A 13,082-nucleotide genomic window follows, 5' to 3' on the forward strand; every position below is an offset into this window, starting at 1 on the left:
CTCCGGGGTTAGCCCTCGGAGCGGCTGATATCGTCACCGCGCTTACGCCGGTACTCACGTTCGTACAGCTTGGCTTCAGTCAGGAAAAAGTGAAACGCATCAATATTGGCTTTAATAAATCCCCGCCAACCCGACCAAATCATTTGCCTTCCTAAGTAGAACTTCAAAAACATTAACGGATAAATCAGTAACAACCGAGGCAGGCTACAACCGCGACCTTGCTCTTCCCGCTGCTTGGCTTTTAACAGTGAATAGGTGTTCAGCTTGTCCATATAACCGTGGGCCGAGTCATAGCCATAATGTTTAAATCGAATCGGCAATTCAGCTAATGGCGGTTCTACTTCAATATGCTCGTGTACCAGTACAGCAGTATTCATGTGCGCTTTGTCTTTACGATACACCCGGCGATATTTATGGTGCCGTGCCGCACGCAAGCTATGCCCCATAAAAATGTCGTCATGCGCCACCCAAATACCGTTAATGTCACCCTGGGCAATACGCTGCTGAATCATTTCAAAGCCGCCCGGTGGCAGCACTTCATCACCATCCAGGTTAATCACCCAATTGTGGGTGCATTGCTCTAGCGCAAAGGCTTTTTGTTTGGAATAGCCCGGCCAGTCGTTGTGAATAATGCGGGCGCCGTGGCGTTTGGCAATTTCCAGCGTGTCATCAGTTGAGCCGGAATCCACCACCACGATTTCATCCACACCGCGCACACTTTCGAGTACTTCATCTAAATAGCGACCCTCGTTCAGTGTGATCACAAAACAACTGATTTTGGGAATTTCGTTCTGCATGTAAAGCCTCGTTTGTTGCTGCCGCGGTTGCATGTAAAATGGTACACCAAATATCAATAATAATGGATACGAATATGCAAAGCTGGCGCGACGCCCTGGCTGCGGAAAAGCAGCAGCCCTATTTTCAGCAACTGATAAGCCGGGTGCAGTCTGCCAGAGCCGAAGGTGTGGTGGTGTATCCACCCGCAGCAGATGTATTCAATGCCTTTAAACTTACCGAACTAGGTGACGTAAAAGTGGTGATACTGGGGCAGGACCCATACCACGGCCCGGGGCAGGCACATGGTCTGTGTTTTTCGGTACCGCTGGGTATCAAGCCGCCGCCGTCGTTGAAGAACATCTACAAAGCCCTGCAGCATGATTATCCCGACTATCAGGTGCCCGATCATGGTTGCTTAGAGCACTGGGCCGAGCAGGGCGTGTTCTTGCTGAATACCGTGTTAACCGTTGAGCAGGGCAAAGCGCATTCACACGCAGGCTGGGGCTGGGAACAGTTTACCGACACGGTTATTGCAGAAATTAATGAGCGCTTACAGGGCGTGGTGTTTTTACTCTGGGGTTCGCATGCGCAAAAGAAAGCCGCTCGGGTAGATGCGAGCAAGCATGATGTATTAACCGCCGTGCACCCCTCGCCGTTGTCGGCGCATCGAGGCTTTTTAACCTGTGGCCATTTTCGCGCGGCGAACGAAGCACTGGCCGCTCAGGGCAAGCAGCCGATAGCTTGGTAACGATTTTTCGGTGTAGCCTGCGGTTCCACCGCAGGTGCGATCCTGCCAGCGACGATTTTGTCCGCTACGACAGCACCCTTGCCGTAAAACCGTTAGCTTAGAAATCCATTTCTTCTAAATCAACATCCAACCCAAAGTCCATTTCCTGAAGTTCCTGACGAAGGCGATACTTTTCCTTAATCGCTTCAATTTCACGCCATTTGCGTTTGCTATTGCGCGACTTGTCAGACTTATCGTTCACAACACTTAGCTCTTCTGAATGATCCATCAAAAATCCCTCATGTTGGCTATTTATTATTGTTTAGCGCGAGTTTTAAATATCATATACAGCGCAATATTAAAACTATTTTGTTGCGTTATTGTGACATTTATTGGTTAAGTTTGTGATAAAACGCCCGCCAGCTAAGCGTTTCGCGGCCTGTAGCGCGGCTTTACCTTTGTGGCGATATCTCCTATAATCCGCGCCCAGAAAACGTTCTTTCACAGCACAGGTATTTGGTATGCATCCGATGTTAAACATAGCGGTGCGCGCTGCGCGTGCAGCGGGCAAAATCCTCACTAAGAATTTTGGTGAAAAAGCAGATTTTAAAGCACAAATGAAAACCCATAACGACTGGGTAACGGCAATTGATAAAGCGGCAGAAGAAGCCATTATCGCCGTTATTCGTAAGTCGTATCCGAAGCACAGTATTCTGGCTGAGGAAAGCGGGTTACAGGAAGGCTCTGATGCAGACGTGACCTGGGTTATCGACCCATTAGACGGCACTACCAACTACCTGCGCGGTGTTCCTCACTTCGCAATCTCTATTGCCATTACCATGAAAGGCGTGGTTCACCATGCTGTGGTATACGACCCAATGCGCGAAGAACTCTTTACCGCAAGTCGTGGCGCTGGTGCGCAGTTAAACGACAAACGTTTGCGTGTAAGCAATGCCAAAGACCTGCAAAGCACTTTGCTGGCAACCGGCTTTCCATTTAAGAACAAAACCTTACTACCTACCTATCAGGGCATTTTCTCTGATCTGTTCGAGCACGTGGCTGACATGCGCCGTGGTGGCTCAGCAGCGCTGGATCTTGCCTATGTGGCCAGTGGCCGCTTCGACGGTTTCTGGGAATTCGGCTTGCAGCAGTGGGACACCGCAGCAGGTGATCTGTTAGTGCGTGAAGCCGGTGGTATTGTCACCGATTTCCGTGGTGGTCACGACTATCAGCAAAACGGCAATATTGTGGCCGGTGCCCCGAAAGTAGTGAAAGAAATACTTTCAATTGCCCGTCCGCACTTACCTAAAAGCCTGAAGTAAGCCGCTAAGCAAACGGAGTCTGCGCATGTTGAACAATATTCGAATTGTATTGGTAAACACCTCGCATACCGGCAATATTGGCTCGGTTGCCCGGGCCATGAAAACCATGGGGCTAAGCCAGTTAACTCTGGTTGACCCTGTGCAGGCTCCCGACAGTCATGCATCGGCACTGGCCGCTGGCGCTACCGACATTCTGGCTTCGGCTAAAACTGTGGGTACCCTGGCCGAAGCCATTGCTGATTGCGGGCTAAGCATTGCGACCAGTGCGCGTAGCCGCACCCTGGACTGGCCGTTGCTGAACCCGCGCGAATGCGCTGCCAAAGTATTGGAAGAAAGCCCGAATTACCCGGTTGCCTTAGTATTTGGCCGGGAAAACAGTGGCTTAACCAACGAAGAACTGCAGCAATGTAACTTCCATGTGCATATTCCGGCGAATCCTGATTACAGCTCGTTGAATTTAGCCATGGCTGTACAAACCTTAAGTTATGAAGTGCGTATGCAGTACTTAGAAGCACAGGCTTACCAACCTGCGGAAGACGCCGAGCAGGTAAGTTACCCGCATAACGAAGACTTAGAACGCTTTTATACCCACCTGGAACAAACCCTGACGGCCACGCAATTTATTGTCCGCCAGCATCCCGGCCAGGTGATGTCCAAGCTGCGTCGTTTATTTTCCCGCGCACGCCCGGACACCAATGAATTGAACATTCTGCGGGGCATTTTAGCCTCAGTGGACAAGAAGCTTGACAGATCTTAAGGCAATAGCTCGCTAGCTCAGCTGTAGCAAGGGTCAAAATACTTGACTAAAACAGTCGGGAATGTCAGGATCAGGGCATAGAAATCACTTAACAACGCAAGAGATTCGCTTATGCGCCTGACATCGAAAGGTCGATACGCAGTAACTGCCATGCTCGACGTTGCCCTGCACACTGACCATGGCCCCGTGCCGCTGGCTGATATTTCCGAGCGGCAAGGAATTTCGCTGTCGTATTTAGAACAATTATTCGCGCGTTTACGTAAGCAAGGATTAGTTACCAGCGTGCGCGGTCCAGGCGGCGGTTATCGGCTCGGCCAAGAAGCCATCAGTATTTCGGTGGGTTCGGTTATTCAGGCGGTTGATGAATCTATTGATGCAACCCGTTGCCAGGGTAAAGCCGACTGTCAGGGTGGCGAACGTTGCCTTACACACTCGTTGTGGGAAGGCTTAAGTGAACGAATCGAAGATTTCCTCGGCGGTATTACGCTGGGAGAATTAATGCAAAGCAGTGACATTAGCGGTGTCGCCAAGCGCCAGAACGAAGCGCAACGGGCACAGCAAATTTCCGTCAACTGTTTATAGAACGTTAGGAGCACTACCATGCAGTTACCCATCTATTTTGATTACGCGGCAACCACTCCGGCAGACCCGCGTGTAGTAGAAAAAATGATGCAATTCATGGGGCCTGAAGGTCACTATGGTAACCCGGCATCACGCTCTCACCGGTTCGGTTGGCAGGCGGAAGAAGCTATTGATATTGCCCGTAACCAAATCGCTGATTTGATTAACGCCGACCCGCGCGAGATCGTATTTACCTCAGGCGCCACCGAGTCAGACAATCTGGCTATTAAAGGCGCTGCTGAGTTCTATCAGAAAAAAGGTAAGCACGTGATTACGGTAAAAACCGAGCACAAAGCCGTGCTTGATACCTGCCGTCAGTTAGAGCGTGAAGGTTTTGAAGTAACTTATTTAGACGTGCAGGAAAACGGTCTGATTGATCTGGACGTGTTCAAGCAAGCACTGCGCGAAGACACGGTGCTGGTTAGCGTGATGCACGTGAACAACGAAATTGGTGTGATTCAGGATATCGAAACTATTGGTAACCTGTGCCGCGCAAACAAAACGATTTTCCACGTAGATGCAGCGCAAAGCGCAGGCAAAGTTGCCATTGATTTGCAGCAGCTACCAGTAGATTTAATGTCATTCTCAGGCCACAAAATGTATGGTCCGAAAGGCATTGGCGCTTTGTATGTACGCCGTAAACCACGGGTACGTTTGAATGCGCAAATGCACGGCGGCGGTCACGAGCGCGGCATGCGTTCAGGCACCTTGCCAACCCACCAAATTGTGGGTATGGGTGAAGCAGCACGTATAGCTAAAGCCGAAATGGCAGCCGAAGCCGAGCGCTTCCATCAGTTGCGTGAGCGCTTGTGGAATGGCGTGAAAGACATTGAAGAAGTTTACATTAACGGTGATCAGGAACAGGGCGTACCGCATATCTTCAACATCAGCTTTAACTTTGTTGAAGGCGAGTCGCTGATTATGGCACTGAAAGACTTAGCCGTTTCATCTGGCTCAGCTTGTACTTCAGCCAGCCTGGAACCGTCGTACGTATTGCGCGCCATTGGCCGTAACGACGAACTGGCGCATAGCTCAATCCGCTTCAGCTTTGGTCGCTTTACCAAAGAAGAAGAAATTGACTACGCCATTGAACAAATACAGAAATCCATCGGCCGCCTGCGTGACATGTCGCCGTTATGGGAAATGTTTAAAGAAGGTGTGGACCTCGAATCAGTCGAATGGGCCGCCCATTAAATAATATGTAGCCTGACGTTCCACGTCAGGAACAAACGCGAAAAGAGGCACTTTATTATGGCTTACAGCGAAAAAGTAATCGATCATTATGAAAACCCGCGCAATGTTGGCGGTTTCGACAAAAACGATCCGAGCATTGCCACCGGCATGGTTGGCGCACCAGCGTGCGGCGACGTTATGAAGCTGCAAATTAAAGTGAACGAGCAGGGCATTATTGAAGACGCCAAGTTCAAAACTTACGGTTGCGGTTCAGCTATCGCTTCCAGCTCGCTACTTACCGAATGGGTAAAAGGCAAGTCACTGGAAGAAGCATCACAGCTGAAGAACACCCAAATTGCAGAAGAGCTGGCGTTACCTCCGGTAAAAATTCATTGCTCTATTTTGGCTGAAGACGCCATTAAAGCAGCTATTGAAGATTACAAGAAAAGACACGTACAGTAACGGCATTCGCAAGGAGTAATGGCATGGCGATTACCATGACCGACGCGGCAGCAGCACGCGCGCGTTCGTTTTTGGAAAAGCGCGGTTCAGGCGTTGGCATCCGTTTAGGTGTAAAAACCACGGGTTGCTCAGGCCTGGCCTACGTAATGGAGTTTGTAGACTCTGTTGATGAAGGCGATACCGTATTCGAAGCCCACGGCATTAACGTTATTATTGACGGTAAAAGCCTGGTGTACCTGGACGGAACCGAACTGGATTTCGTGAAAGAAGGTTTGAACGAAGGTTTCGAATTCAACAACCCGAACGCCAAAGGCGAGTGCGGTTGTGGAGAGAGCTTTAACATCTAACTGGCCTGACTGAATGAATCATTTTGAGCTTTTCGATCTGCCGCAACAGTTCACGCTGGATGCGGCAGATTTACAACAGCGTTACCGTCAACTGCAGCAGGCAATGCATCCCGATCGTTTTGCCAGCAGCGGTGAACGTGAAAAGCTGCGTGCCGTGCAACGCACTGCGCAGTTGAATGATGCCTACCAGACCTTGCGCAAGCCGTTGTCCCGCGCGGAGTACATTCTAACCCTGCGCGGCATTGATATTCGCCACGAACAACAAACCATTAGCGATCCTGAATTTTTAATGGCGCAAATGGAATGGCGCGAGCGGCTGGAAGAAGTAGCCGCCAGCAACGACTTATTGGCCGACATTGGCCGCGCTGAGAAAGACTTACTGGAACAAACCGCGGCGTTGCAGAGCGAACTCGAACAACTCTTAGAACAGCCAACTGACAGCGCCAACGATGCGGCCACCGAAGTGGTTCGCAAACTGAAATTTATGCATAAATTGCGCAACGAGCTGGAACGGCTGGAAGAGCAAGCGTACTAAATACCGACAGGAGAGCACCACGGCATGGCATTACTGCAAATTGCGGAACCTGGCCAAAGTACGGCCCCACATGAACATCGCTTAGCGGCCGGAATAGATTTAGGCACCACCAACTCATTGGTGGCGTCGGTGCGTAGTGGCACTGCAGAAGTGTTAAACGACGCCCAGCAGCGCCCGATATTGCCGTCAGTAGTGCACTACGGTGCCGAGCAAACCCTGACCGGTCACGAAGCGCTGGCAATAACTGACAGCGACACCGAGAACACCATAGTGTCGGTAAAACGCTTTATTGGCCGTACCGTGGCCGACGTACAAAAGAATTTCTCGAATTTGCCGTATCACTTGTCGGAAACCGACAATGGCGTACCTGTGTTTAACACCGCGGGTGGCCAGCGCAACGCCGTGCAAGTATCAGCCGACATACTGCGTACTCTGGCAGCTCGGGCTGAAGCCACTTTAGGTGGCGAGCTTACCGGTGTGGTTATTACCGTGCCGGCATACTTTGATGACGCCCAGCGCCAAAGCACCAAAGACGCCGCACAACTGGCTGGTTTAAACGTACTACGCCTGTTGAACGAGCCAACCGCTGCGGCAGTAGCTTATGGTTTAGATTCTGGCCGAGAAGGGCTGATTGCCGTGTACGACTTGGGCGGCGGTACTTTTGATATTTCTTTGCTGCGCTTAGACAAAGGCGTGTTCGAAGTATTAGCTACCGGTGGCGACAGTGCCTTAGGTGGCGACGACTTCGACCAGCTTATAGTGCATCATCTGAAACAAGAGTTTGGGTTTGACGACAAGGTCAGCGCCAAAATTGAACGCCAGCTGATTAACGCCGCCCGCCAAGCCAAAGAAACCCTGACCGATTCAAATCGTGCTGACATTCAAATTGTTATTAACGGGCAGGACTACCAGCTAACATTGACTCGCGATCAGTTAAACGAACTGATTGCGCCGTTAGTAAAACGCACGCTGCTAAGCTGCAAGCGCGCGTTAAAAGACGCCGAAGTAACTGCCGACGAAGTAATTGACGTAGTGCTGGTAGGTGGGTCAACCCGCGTACCTCAGGTACGCTCTGCGGTAGCCGAATTTTTCGGTAAAGAGCCACTCACGCACATAGACCCGGATCAGGTAGTTGCTCTGGGTGCCGCCATTCAGGCAGACATTCTGGCAGGTAACAAACCCGATTCAGACATGCTGTTGTTAGACGTGATTCCGTTGTCGCTGGGGCTGGAAACCATGGGTGGATTGGTGGAAAAAATTATTCCACGTAACACCACCATTCCGGTTGCTAAAGCGCAGGAATTCACCACCTTCAAAGATGGCCAAACCGCCATGATGATTCACGTGCTGCAAGGCGAACGTGAGTTAGTTGATCACTGCCGCTCACTGGCGCGCTTTAACCTATTGGATATTCCGCCAATGGCAGCCGGTGCTGCACATATTCGCGTGACCTTTCAGGTAGACGCCGATGGCCTGCTGAGTGTGTCGGCTATGGAGAAATCCAGTGGCGTGAGCGCATCTATTCAGGTGAAGCCGTCGTACGGCTTAGGCGACACCGACATTGCTGACATGATTCAAAGCTCCATGAGCAACGCCAAAGAAGACATGGCGGCGCGTATGTTGCGCGAACAACAGGTGGAAGCCGACCGTGTGCTGGAAGCCTTAAGCCAGGCGCTGGCAGCAGACGGCGAATTGCTGGAACCAAGCGAACGCACTAAACTGGATGACAGCATGGAAGCCCTACGCATAGCCCGTGCTGGCACCGACAAAGCTGCCATTGAGCAAGCCATTGAAACCGTAGACAACGCCAGTGAAGAATTTGCTGCGCGCCGTATGAACAAGTCCATTCGTCATGCCTTATCAGGCAAGTCAGTAGACAGTATTTAACGGCCGTTTTTACTTAGTTTAAGGAGTACGCAATGCCACAGATTATTTTCCTTCCACACGACGATTTATGCCCGGAAGGCACCGCCGTGGAAGCCGCTGAAGGCGAAACTGTTTTAGATGTGGCGCTGAAAAACGGCATCGGCATTGAACATGCCTGCGAAAAATCTTGTGCCTGCACCACTTGCCATGTGGTTATTCGGGAAGGTTTTGATTCGCTTGATGAAAGCGACGAGCTGGAAGACGACATGCTGGACAAAGCCTGGGGTCTTGAGCCGGAATCACGCCTGGGTTGTCAGGCCATTATCAAAAACGAAGATTTGGTAGTGGAAATTCCGAAATACACCGTGAATATGGTGAAAGAGAACCACTAACACCGGGTTAGTGGTTCCGTCGGCATAGCTGGTGGCTTACACCAGCTTGTCGGCAAAAGTTTTACGAAACTTCGCCAGCTTTGGCGATACCACCGCCTGGCAATAGGCGTTTTCAGGATTACGCGCAAAGTAGTCCTCGTGATAATCCCCTGCAGAATAGAACACATCCAAGGGTTCAACCTCAGTTACCACCACACCGTCCCAGGTATTCTGCTGATTAATTTCAGCAATAATGGCATGCGCCGCTTCCGCCTGATCTTCATTGTGGTAAAACACCGCGCTGCGATACTGGGTGCCAATATCATTACCTTGGCGATTCAGCTGAGTTGGATCGTGCAACGCAAAGAAAATCTCCAGAATTTCACGCACACTAATTTGATCTTCAGCAAAGGTCAGTTGTACTACTTCTGCATGCCCGGTACGACCTGTGCACACTTCTTCATAGCTCGGATTCGGCGCTGTACCGCCCGCATAACCTGATTCCGCTTTCTCAATACCGCGTACCTGCTTAAAAGCAGATTCAATACACCAGAAACAGCCACCGGCTAACGTAATTTTCGTCGACATAAAACCTCTTTTGGACGTCTAAACATCTATTTGCAGTATGCTACGTGAGTCACTTGTATAACGCAACTCAAACTCGCAGCGATCATTCAGAATCTTCAATACGACGGCGGGTAGCTGCACGCCGGGCTGCAAACTGAGCTTCTACTTCGGCTGCTGATACCAAATTGCCTGCATTGGCCGAATCAAGACCGGCTTGTACCTCACGACGAAACCAGTCGTCATATTCAGCCGTATCTTGCTGTTGTTTTACGAACTCGCGCATAAAGTCCCGAAGAAGCTGTGCTCCGCTGCGGTCGCGGGATTTTGCAGCTTGGGTAAACTGGCTTTTCAAAGTGTCATCGACTCGGATGGTGAAGGTTGAATCGCTCACGGCTATATCCTCATGTGTTACGTTGTACTTGCAATGTAGCACCAAGACTGATTTCTGTCCATTTCTCTTGTATAGCCTGGCCACAGAAGGTAATTTTGCTGGATGAAACACTTACTGCACCTGTTGTTATTACAGATACTGATCGCACCGAACGCTTTGGCCGATGGGCAATCGAGCTCGTCATGCAAGGTTCCCGAGTTGGTTGCACATCAGAAGCAGTACAATGATGAGGTATGCTCAGGTATTTCAATGATGCAGAGCAACAACTATGAAGTGGCAATCTGAATCGCCACTAGTTCACTAGACACTCAGTAGACGTTTTTTTTAAATTGCTTTTCATAATCTGTTGGTGAAATCTGATTGAAAACGTGATGTTACGACAGGAGAAAGGTCAGAGTTGCATATCGCAGCTTGTTATCTAATTCGGAACAATCGGAGACAAACTCCAATTAAAGTGTGGATTACTATGAAATTACTGCAGAGAACTTTGCTAGCTTTTTGTCTAGTTTTAGCAGGTTGTGGACAAATGACGTCAGCACAAGAGATTGAAGACTTGGTTGCAACTAGATTAGATGATGGAAGCAGCTCTCGGGAGATCGAAATTTTTTTTAATGAGGAAGGTTGGATTTACGGCTTTGACCGTCACCAGAGTCGATATCAAGTTCGGGATCCAAACGAGGATAAATTACCTGAATTCTTGGGGCGCCACCAGATACTTGTTTATGTTGATGACCAAAGAAGATTTATTAGGGTTGAAGTTGAAAAAATGTACAACTCGCTTTAGTGGTAAAAATTACAGTGTGAATAATAACTAACTTTTTATGCTTTGGGTGAGTTGAGGCGAAGCACATTTTTGGAGCCGAAACGTGACAAGTAAAATTGATGTAATAGTCAGCAGCGACTTGGACTACGAGAATTTGATAGCCGAAGTTGCAATTGATGACATATTCGTAGGTCTGGTTACTAATGAGCCGTCCAAAGGGGTTTGTTTTGAAGCACCTGCAGGCCAAGTACTTGGCGAGCCCATAGCGTTTGATATATATATCAAAGCACTCATTAAGGCAAAAAACGAACTGTTACAGTTAAAGTAGATCTTAAATCCAAAGCCTCGCTCAAGCTCTTCAGCCAAGGCCAGAACATCCAGTTGATTACAATATACTCAAGTAGGTGTTCGAATTTAGTTGTTACTAGTGGGGGGGTTATTAATGCCATACATGGCAGCATCAGCCCCGAGCAGTTCGAGCAAGCCTCATTTTGAGGTGTCTGGGTGTCAATGATACTGGGGTCTTTCCATGGAACGATTACCAGACGAGGATGGAACTGCGGTTGTTGGGGTAGTCAATCGTGAGGATCTCAAGAGCAATGTGCCTGGTGCTGGTAAGTCCTTTCTCTTAATTATTGATAAGAACCGCGGTATTGTTCTTGAGGAATTAAGTTATCAGTGAGATAGCCAGTAAGCTCTTAAGCGACATGCTGGCTACTCATACGAGTTCTACTAGTCCTTCCTGCAACCTCACCACATATCAGAGGCGCGATAGATGATGAATTTCACCCTTGTGGTTTTTGCGACAGTTATAAATTTATCTATGGTGGAGTAACATAAAAAAAATACTTTCAACCTCTTAACACGTATAAGGCTATAACCATGCTTAGAATCCCATATACAACCCGATTTAGAATCTACGACTTTTGGAAGGGCTTATTCAAAGGCACATTGTTAATTCAGCGAAAACTTCGCGGCCACTTGCGTGATCAGAAAAAGAATTGGGCGAAACACTATACTCATGGATATTTTTATCAAGGATTGGAAGAACTTGGTATTACCGGTGCCAAGCCGACGGGATTTCGGTTCAAGCAATATCAAGTAGATGAGATTCTTGAGAATGCTGAGGTGCTTGATATCGGTAGTAACTGTGGTTTTGTGTCTATCTACTGCGCCAAATTAGCAAAATCGGTAACAGCCATCGAGCTAAATCCATACCTGAATCGCATCGCACGTGATGCATTGGCTTTCTTCAAGCTAAGCAACGTGGACGTTATTGAAAGCGATTTCACCACATATGATTCGAACAAGAAGTTTGATGTGATCCTGTCTTTTTCTAATCATCATACTATCGATGGTAATCTGGATATGGGGTTTGAAGCATACATTCAGAAGTGTCAGGGGCTTTTACGGCCAAACGGATATTTACTGTTTGAGAGCCACAACGTTTTTGGTAAAGGAAAAGGTGGCGTTGGTGACGATGGTGATATGGAATTAAAGATACAAATCATGAACAAGTATTTTAATATTGAGCGGTACCGCATGGTTCGGTGTTTCCTGGGCCACAGAAAAGGAGATATCGACAAATTGTTTATTGTCGCTCGGCAGTCGGATTCACCGTCACCCATTTCTTTTGATCTGACTCAGGCTAGAGAGAAGTACAGCTATTGATGGAGTCAGCCCCCAGGCTCCACACATCCTCCCCACCTTTTCCACGCAAACGCCACCAAACACACATTTATGTTGGGGTTTGCGTTCAATTCGCGTATAATTTGCGCGTTAATTATCACCCACTTATTCAATTCTGATATAGCAGTGAATGCTGCACGGAACGGAGAAAAAAATGGCTTTAGAGCGTACGTTATCGATGATCAAACCAGACGCAGTTGGCAAAAACCTGATTGGCGCCATCTACTCGCGTTTTGAAAGCGCAGGCCTGCGTATTGTTGCAGCAAAAATGATGCACCTGAGCAAAGAGCAAGCCGAAGGCTTCTACGCTGAACACAAAGAGCGTCCTTTCTTTGGCGCCCTGGTTGGCTTCATGACTTCAGGTCCTATCATGGTAACTGCGCTGGAAGGCGAAAATGCTGTGCTTAAGCACCGTGAAATCATGGGTGCAACAAATCCAGCCGAAGCACTGGCAGGTACTTTGCGCGCAGACTATGCTGAAACCATCGACGAAAATGCTGTCCACGGTTCAGACGCGGTTGAATCAGCTGGACGTGAAATTGCTTACTTCTTCAGCGACGAAGAGTTGTGCCCACGCACACGCTAAGTTTTCGCGCGAAGTTGTAAACTGATAAAAACGGACGCATGGACGCGGCAGCAATACCGCAGAAAGTGTCCGTTTTTTGTCGTTAAGAAGCCTTAGCTAAACCAAGGCTTAAGTAAATAAGTTAGATA

At 48.9% G+C, this 13,082-nt stretch carries 20 protein-coding genes; 16 read left to right on the forward strand and 4 right to left on the reverse strand.

Annotated elements, in window-relative coordinates:
• Positions 1-8: 8 nt before the first annotated feature.
• The gene (locus CCE91_RS02715; RefSeq protein WP_157984144.1) at positions 9-797 is read right to left on the reverse strand and encodes a glycosyltransferase family 2 protein; all 789 of its coding nucleotides are present in this window, start codon (positions 795-797) and stop codon (positions 9-11) included.
• 74 nt (positions 798-871) lie between these two features.
• Between CCE91_RS02715 and ung the strand changes: the two genes are divergently transcribed.
• Positions 872-1,525: a uracil-DNA glycosylase gene (gene ung, locus CCE91_RS02720; protein ID WP_407681271.1), complete on the forward strand. Its 654-nt coding sequence runs from the start codon at positions 872-874 to the stop codon at positions 1,523-1,525.
• Between the two features lie 97 nt (positions 1,526-1,622).
• Here the strand turns inward: ung and CCE91_RS02725 are convergent, their stop codons facing one another.
• Positions 1,623-1,793, reverse strand: coding sequence for a DUF3545 family protein (locus CCE91_RS02725; protein ID WP_086433722.1), 171 nt, complete (start codon positions 1,791-1,793; stop codon positions 1,623-1,625).
• A gap of 232 nt (positions 1,794-2,025) precedes the next feature.
• On the opposite strand from CCE91_RS02725, the gene suhB reads away from it, so the two are divergent.
• The 9 genes from suhB to fdx all read left to right on the forward strand — a co-directional run bounded on the left by suhB (position 2,026) and on the right by fdx (position 8,979).
• Entirely contained in the window at positions 2,026-2,826 is an 801-nt protein-coding gene (gene suhB / locus CCE91_RS02730; RefSeq protein WP_086433723.1) for an inositol-1-monophosphatase, read from the forward strand.
• A 25-nt stretch (positions 2,827-2,851) separates the two neighbouring features.
• Positions 2,852-3,583 (forward strand): tRNA (cytosine(32)/uridine(32)-2'-O)-methyltransferase TrmJ, encoded by a 732-nt coding sequence (gene trmJ, locus CCE91_RS02735; protein ID WP_086433724.1) that lies wholly within the window; start codon positions 2,852-2,854, stop codon positions 3,581-3,583.
• 111 nt (positions 3,584-3,694) lie between these two features.
• A complete protein-coding gene (iscR, locus tag CCE91_RS02740; protein ID WP_086433725.1) occupies positions 3,695-4,165 on the forward strand; it encodes a Fe-S cluster assembly transcriptional regulator IscR in 471 nt (156 codons plus the stop codon).
• 18 nt (positions 4,166-4,183) lie between these two features.
• Positions 4,184-5,398 carry an IscS subfamily cysteine desulfurase gene (locus tag CCE91_RS02745; protein WP_086433726.1) on the forward strand — a complete coding sequence of 405 codons (1,215 nt, stop codon included), beginning with the start codon at positions 4,184-4,186 and terminating at the stop codon, positions 5,396-5,398.
• A gap of 57 nt (positions 5,399-5,455) precedes the next feature.
• Positions 5,456-5,839, forward strand: a complete 384-nt coding sequence (iscU, locus tag CCE91_RS02750; protein WP_086433727.1) for a Fe-S cluster assembly scaffold IscU — start codon at positions 5,456-5,458, stop codon at positions 5,837-5,839.
• Positions 5,840-5,862: 23 nt separating this feature from the next.
• On the forward strand, positions 5,863-6,186 hold the full coding sequence (gene iscA, locus CCE91_RS02755; protein WP_086433728.1) for an iron-sulfur cluster assembly protein IscA: 324 nt from the start codon (positions 5,863-5,865) through the stop codon (positions 6,184-6,186).
• A gap of 13 nt (positions 6,187-6,199) precedes the next feature.
• Complete coding sequence (gene hscB / locus CCE91_RS02760; protein ID WP_086433729.1) at positions 6,200-6,721, forward strand: co-chaperone HscB; 522 nt, start codon at positions 6,200-6,202, stop codon at positions 6,719-6,721.
• Between the two features lie 24 nt (positions 6,722-6,745).
• The gene (hscA, locus tag CCE91_RS02765; protein WP_086433730.1) at positions 6,746-8,608 is read left to right on the forward strand and encodes a Fe-S protein assembly chaperone HscA; all 1,863 of its coding nucleotides are present in this window, start codon (positions 6,746-6,748) and stop codon (positions 8,606-8,608) included.
• Positions 8,609-8,640: 32 nt separating this feature from the next.
• Positions 8,641-8,979 carry an ISC system 2Fe-2S type ferredoxin gene (gene fdx, locus CCE91_RS02770; RefSeq protein WP_086433731.1) on the forward strand — a complete coding sequence of 113 codons (339 nt, stop codon included), beginning with the start codon at positions 8,641-8,643 and terminating at the stop codon, positions 8,977-8,979.
• Positions 8,980-9,015: 36 nt separating this feature from the next.
• Here the strand turns inward: fdx and msrA are convergent, their stop codons facing one another.
• Positions 9,016-9,546: a peptide-methionine (S)-S-oxide reductase MsrA gene (msrA, locus tag CCE91_RS02775; RefSeq protein ID WP_086433732.1), complete on the reverse strand. Its 531-nt coding sequence runs from the start codon at positions 9,544-9,546 to the stop codon at positions 9,016-9,018.
• A gap of 82 nt (positions 9,547-9,628) precedes the next feature.
• On the reverse strand, positions 9,629-9,916 hold the full coding sequence (locus tag CCE91_RS02780) for a CopG family ribbon-helix-helix protein (RefSeq protein WP_086433733.1): 288 nt from the start codon (positions 9,914-9,916) through the stop codon (positions 9,629-9,631).
• 102 nt (positions 9,917-10,018) lie between these two features.
• On the opposite strand from CCE91_RS02780, the gene CCE91_RS02785 reads away from it, so the two are divergent.
• The 6 genes from CCE91_RS02785 (at position 10,019) to ndk (ending at position 12,954) form a co-directional block, all read left to right on the forward strand.
• Entirely contained in the window at positions 10,019-10,201 is a 183-nt protein-coding gene (locus CCE91_RS02785; protein ID WP_086433734.1) for a hypothetical protein, read from the forward strand.
• A 181-nt stretch (positions 10,202-10,382) separates the two neighbouring features.
• The gene (locus tag CCE91_RS02790; protein ID WP_126797178.1) at positions 10,383-10,700 is read left to right on the forward strand and encodes a hypothetical protein; all 318 of its coding nucleotides are present in this window, start codon (positions 10,383-10,385) and stop codon (positions 10,698-10,700) included.
• 82 nt (positions 10,701-10,782) lie between these two features.
• On the forward strand, positions 10,783-11,007 hold the full coding sequence (locus tag CCE91_RS02795; RefSeq protein ID WP_086433736.1) for a hypothetical protein: 225 nt from the start codon (positions 10,783-10,785) through the stop codon (positions 11,005-11,007).
• Positions 11,008-11,208: 201 nt separating this feature from the next.
• Positions 11,209-11,361: a hypothetical protein gene (locus CCE91_RS12255; protein WP_157984143.1), complete on the forward strand. Its 153-nt coding sequence runs from the start codon at positions 11,209-11,211 to the stop codon at positions 11,359-11,361.
• Positions 11,362-11,561: 200 nt separating this feature from the next.
• The gene (locus CCE91_RS02800; RefSeq protein WP_086433737.1) at positions 11,562-12,350 is read left to right on the forward strand and encodes a class I SAM-dependent methyltransferase; all 789 of its coding nucleotides are present in this window, start codon (positions 11,562-11,564) and stop codon (positions 12,348-12,350) included.
• Positions 12,351-12,522: 172 nt separating this feature from the next.
• Positions 12,523-12,954, forward strand: coding sequence for a nucleoside-diphosphate kinase (ndk, locus tag CCE91_RS02805; RefSeq protein ID WP_086433738.1), 432 nt, complete (start codon positions 12,523-12,525; stop codon positions 12,952-12,954).
• Positions 12,955-13,082 lie beyond the last annotated feature (128 nt).

The sequence above is a fragment of the Pseudidiomarina planktonica genome (assembly GCF_900177775.1).
Taxonomy (GTDB): Bacteria; Pseudomonadota; Gammaproteobacteria; order Enterobacterales; family Alteromonadaceae; genus Pseudidiomarina; species Pseudidiomarina planktonica.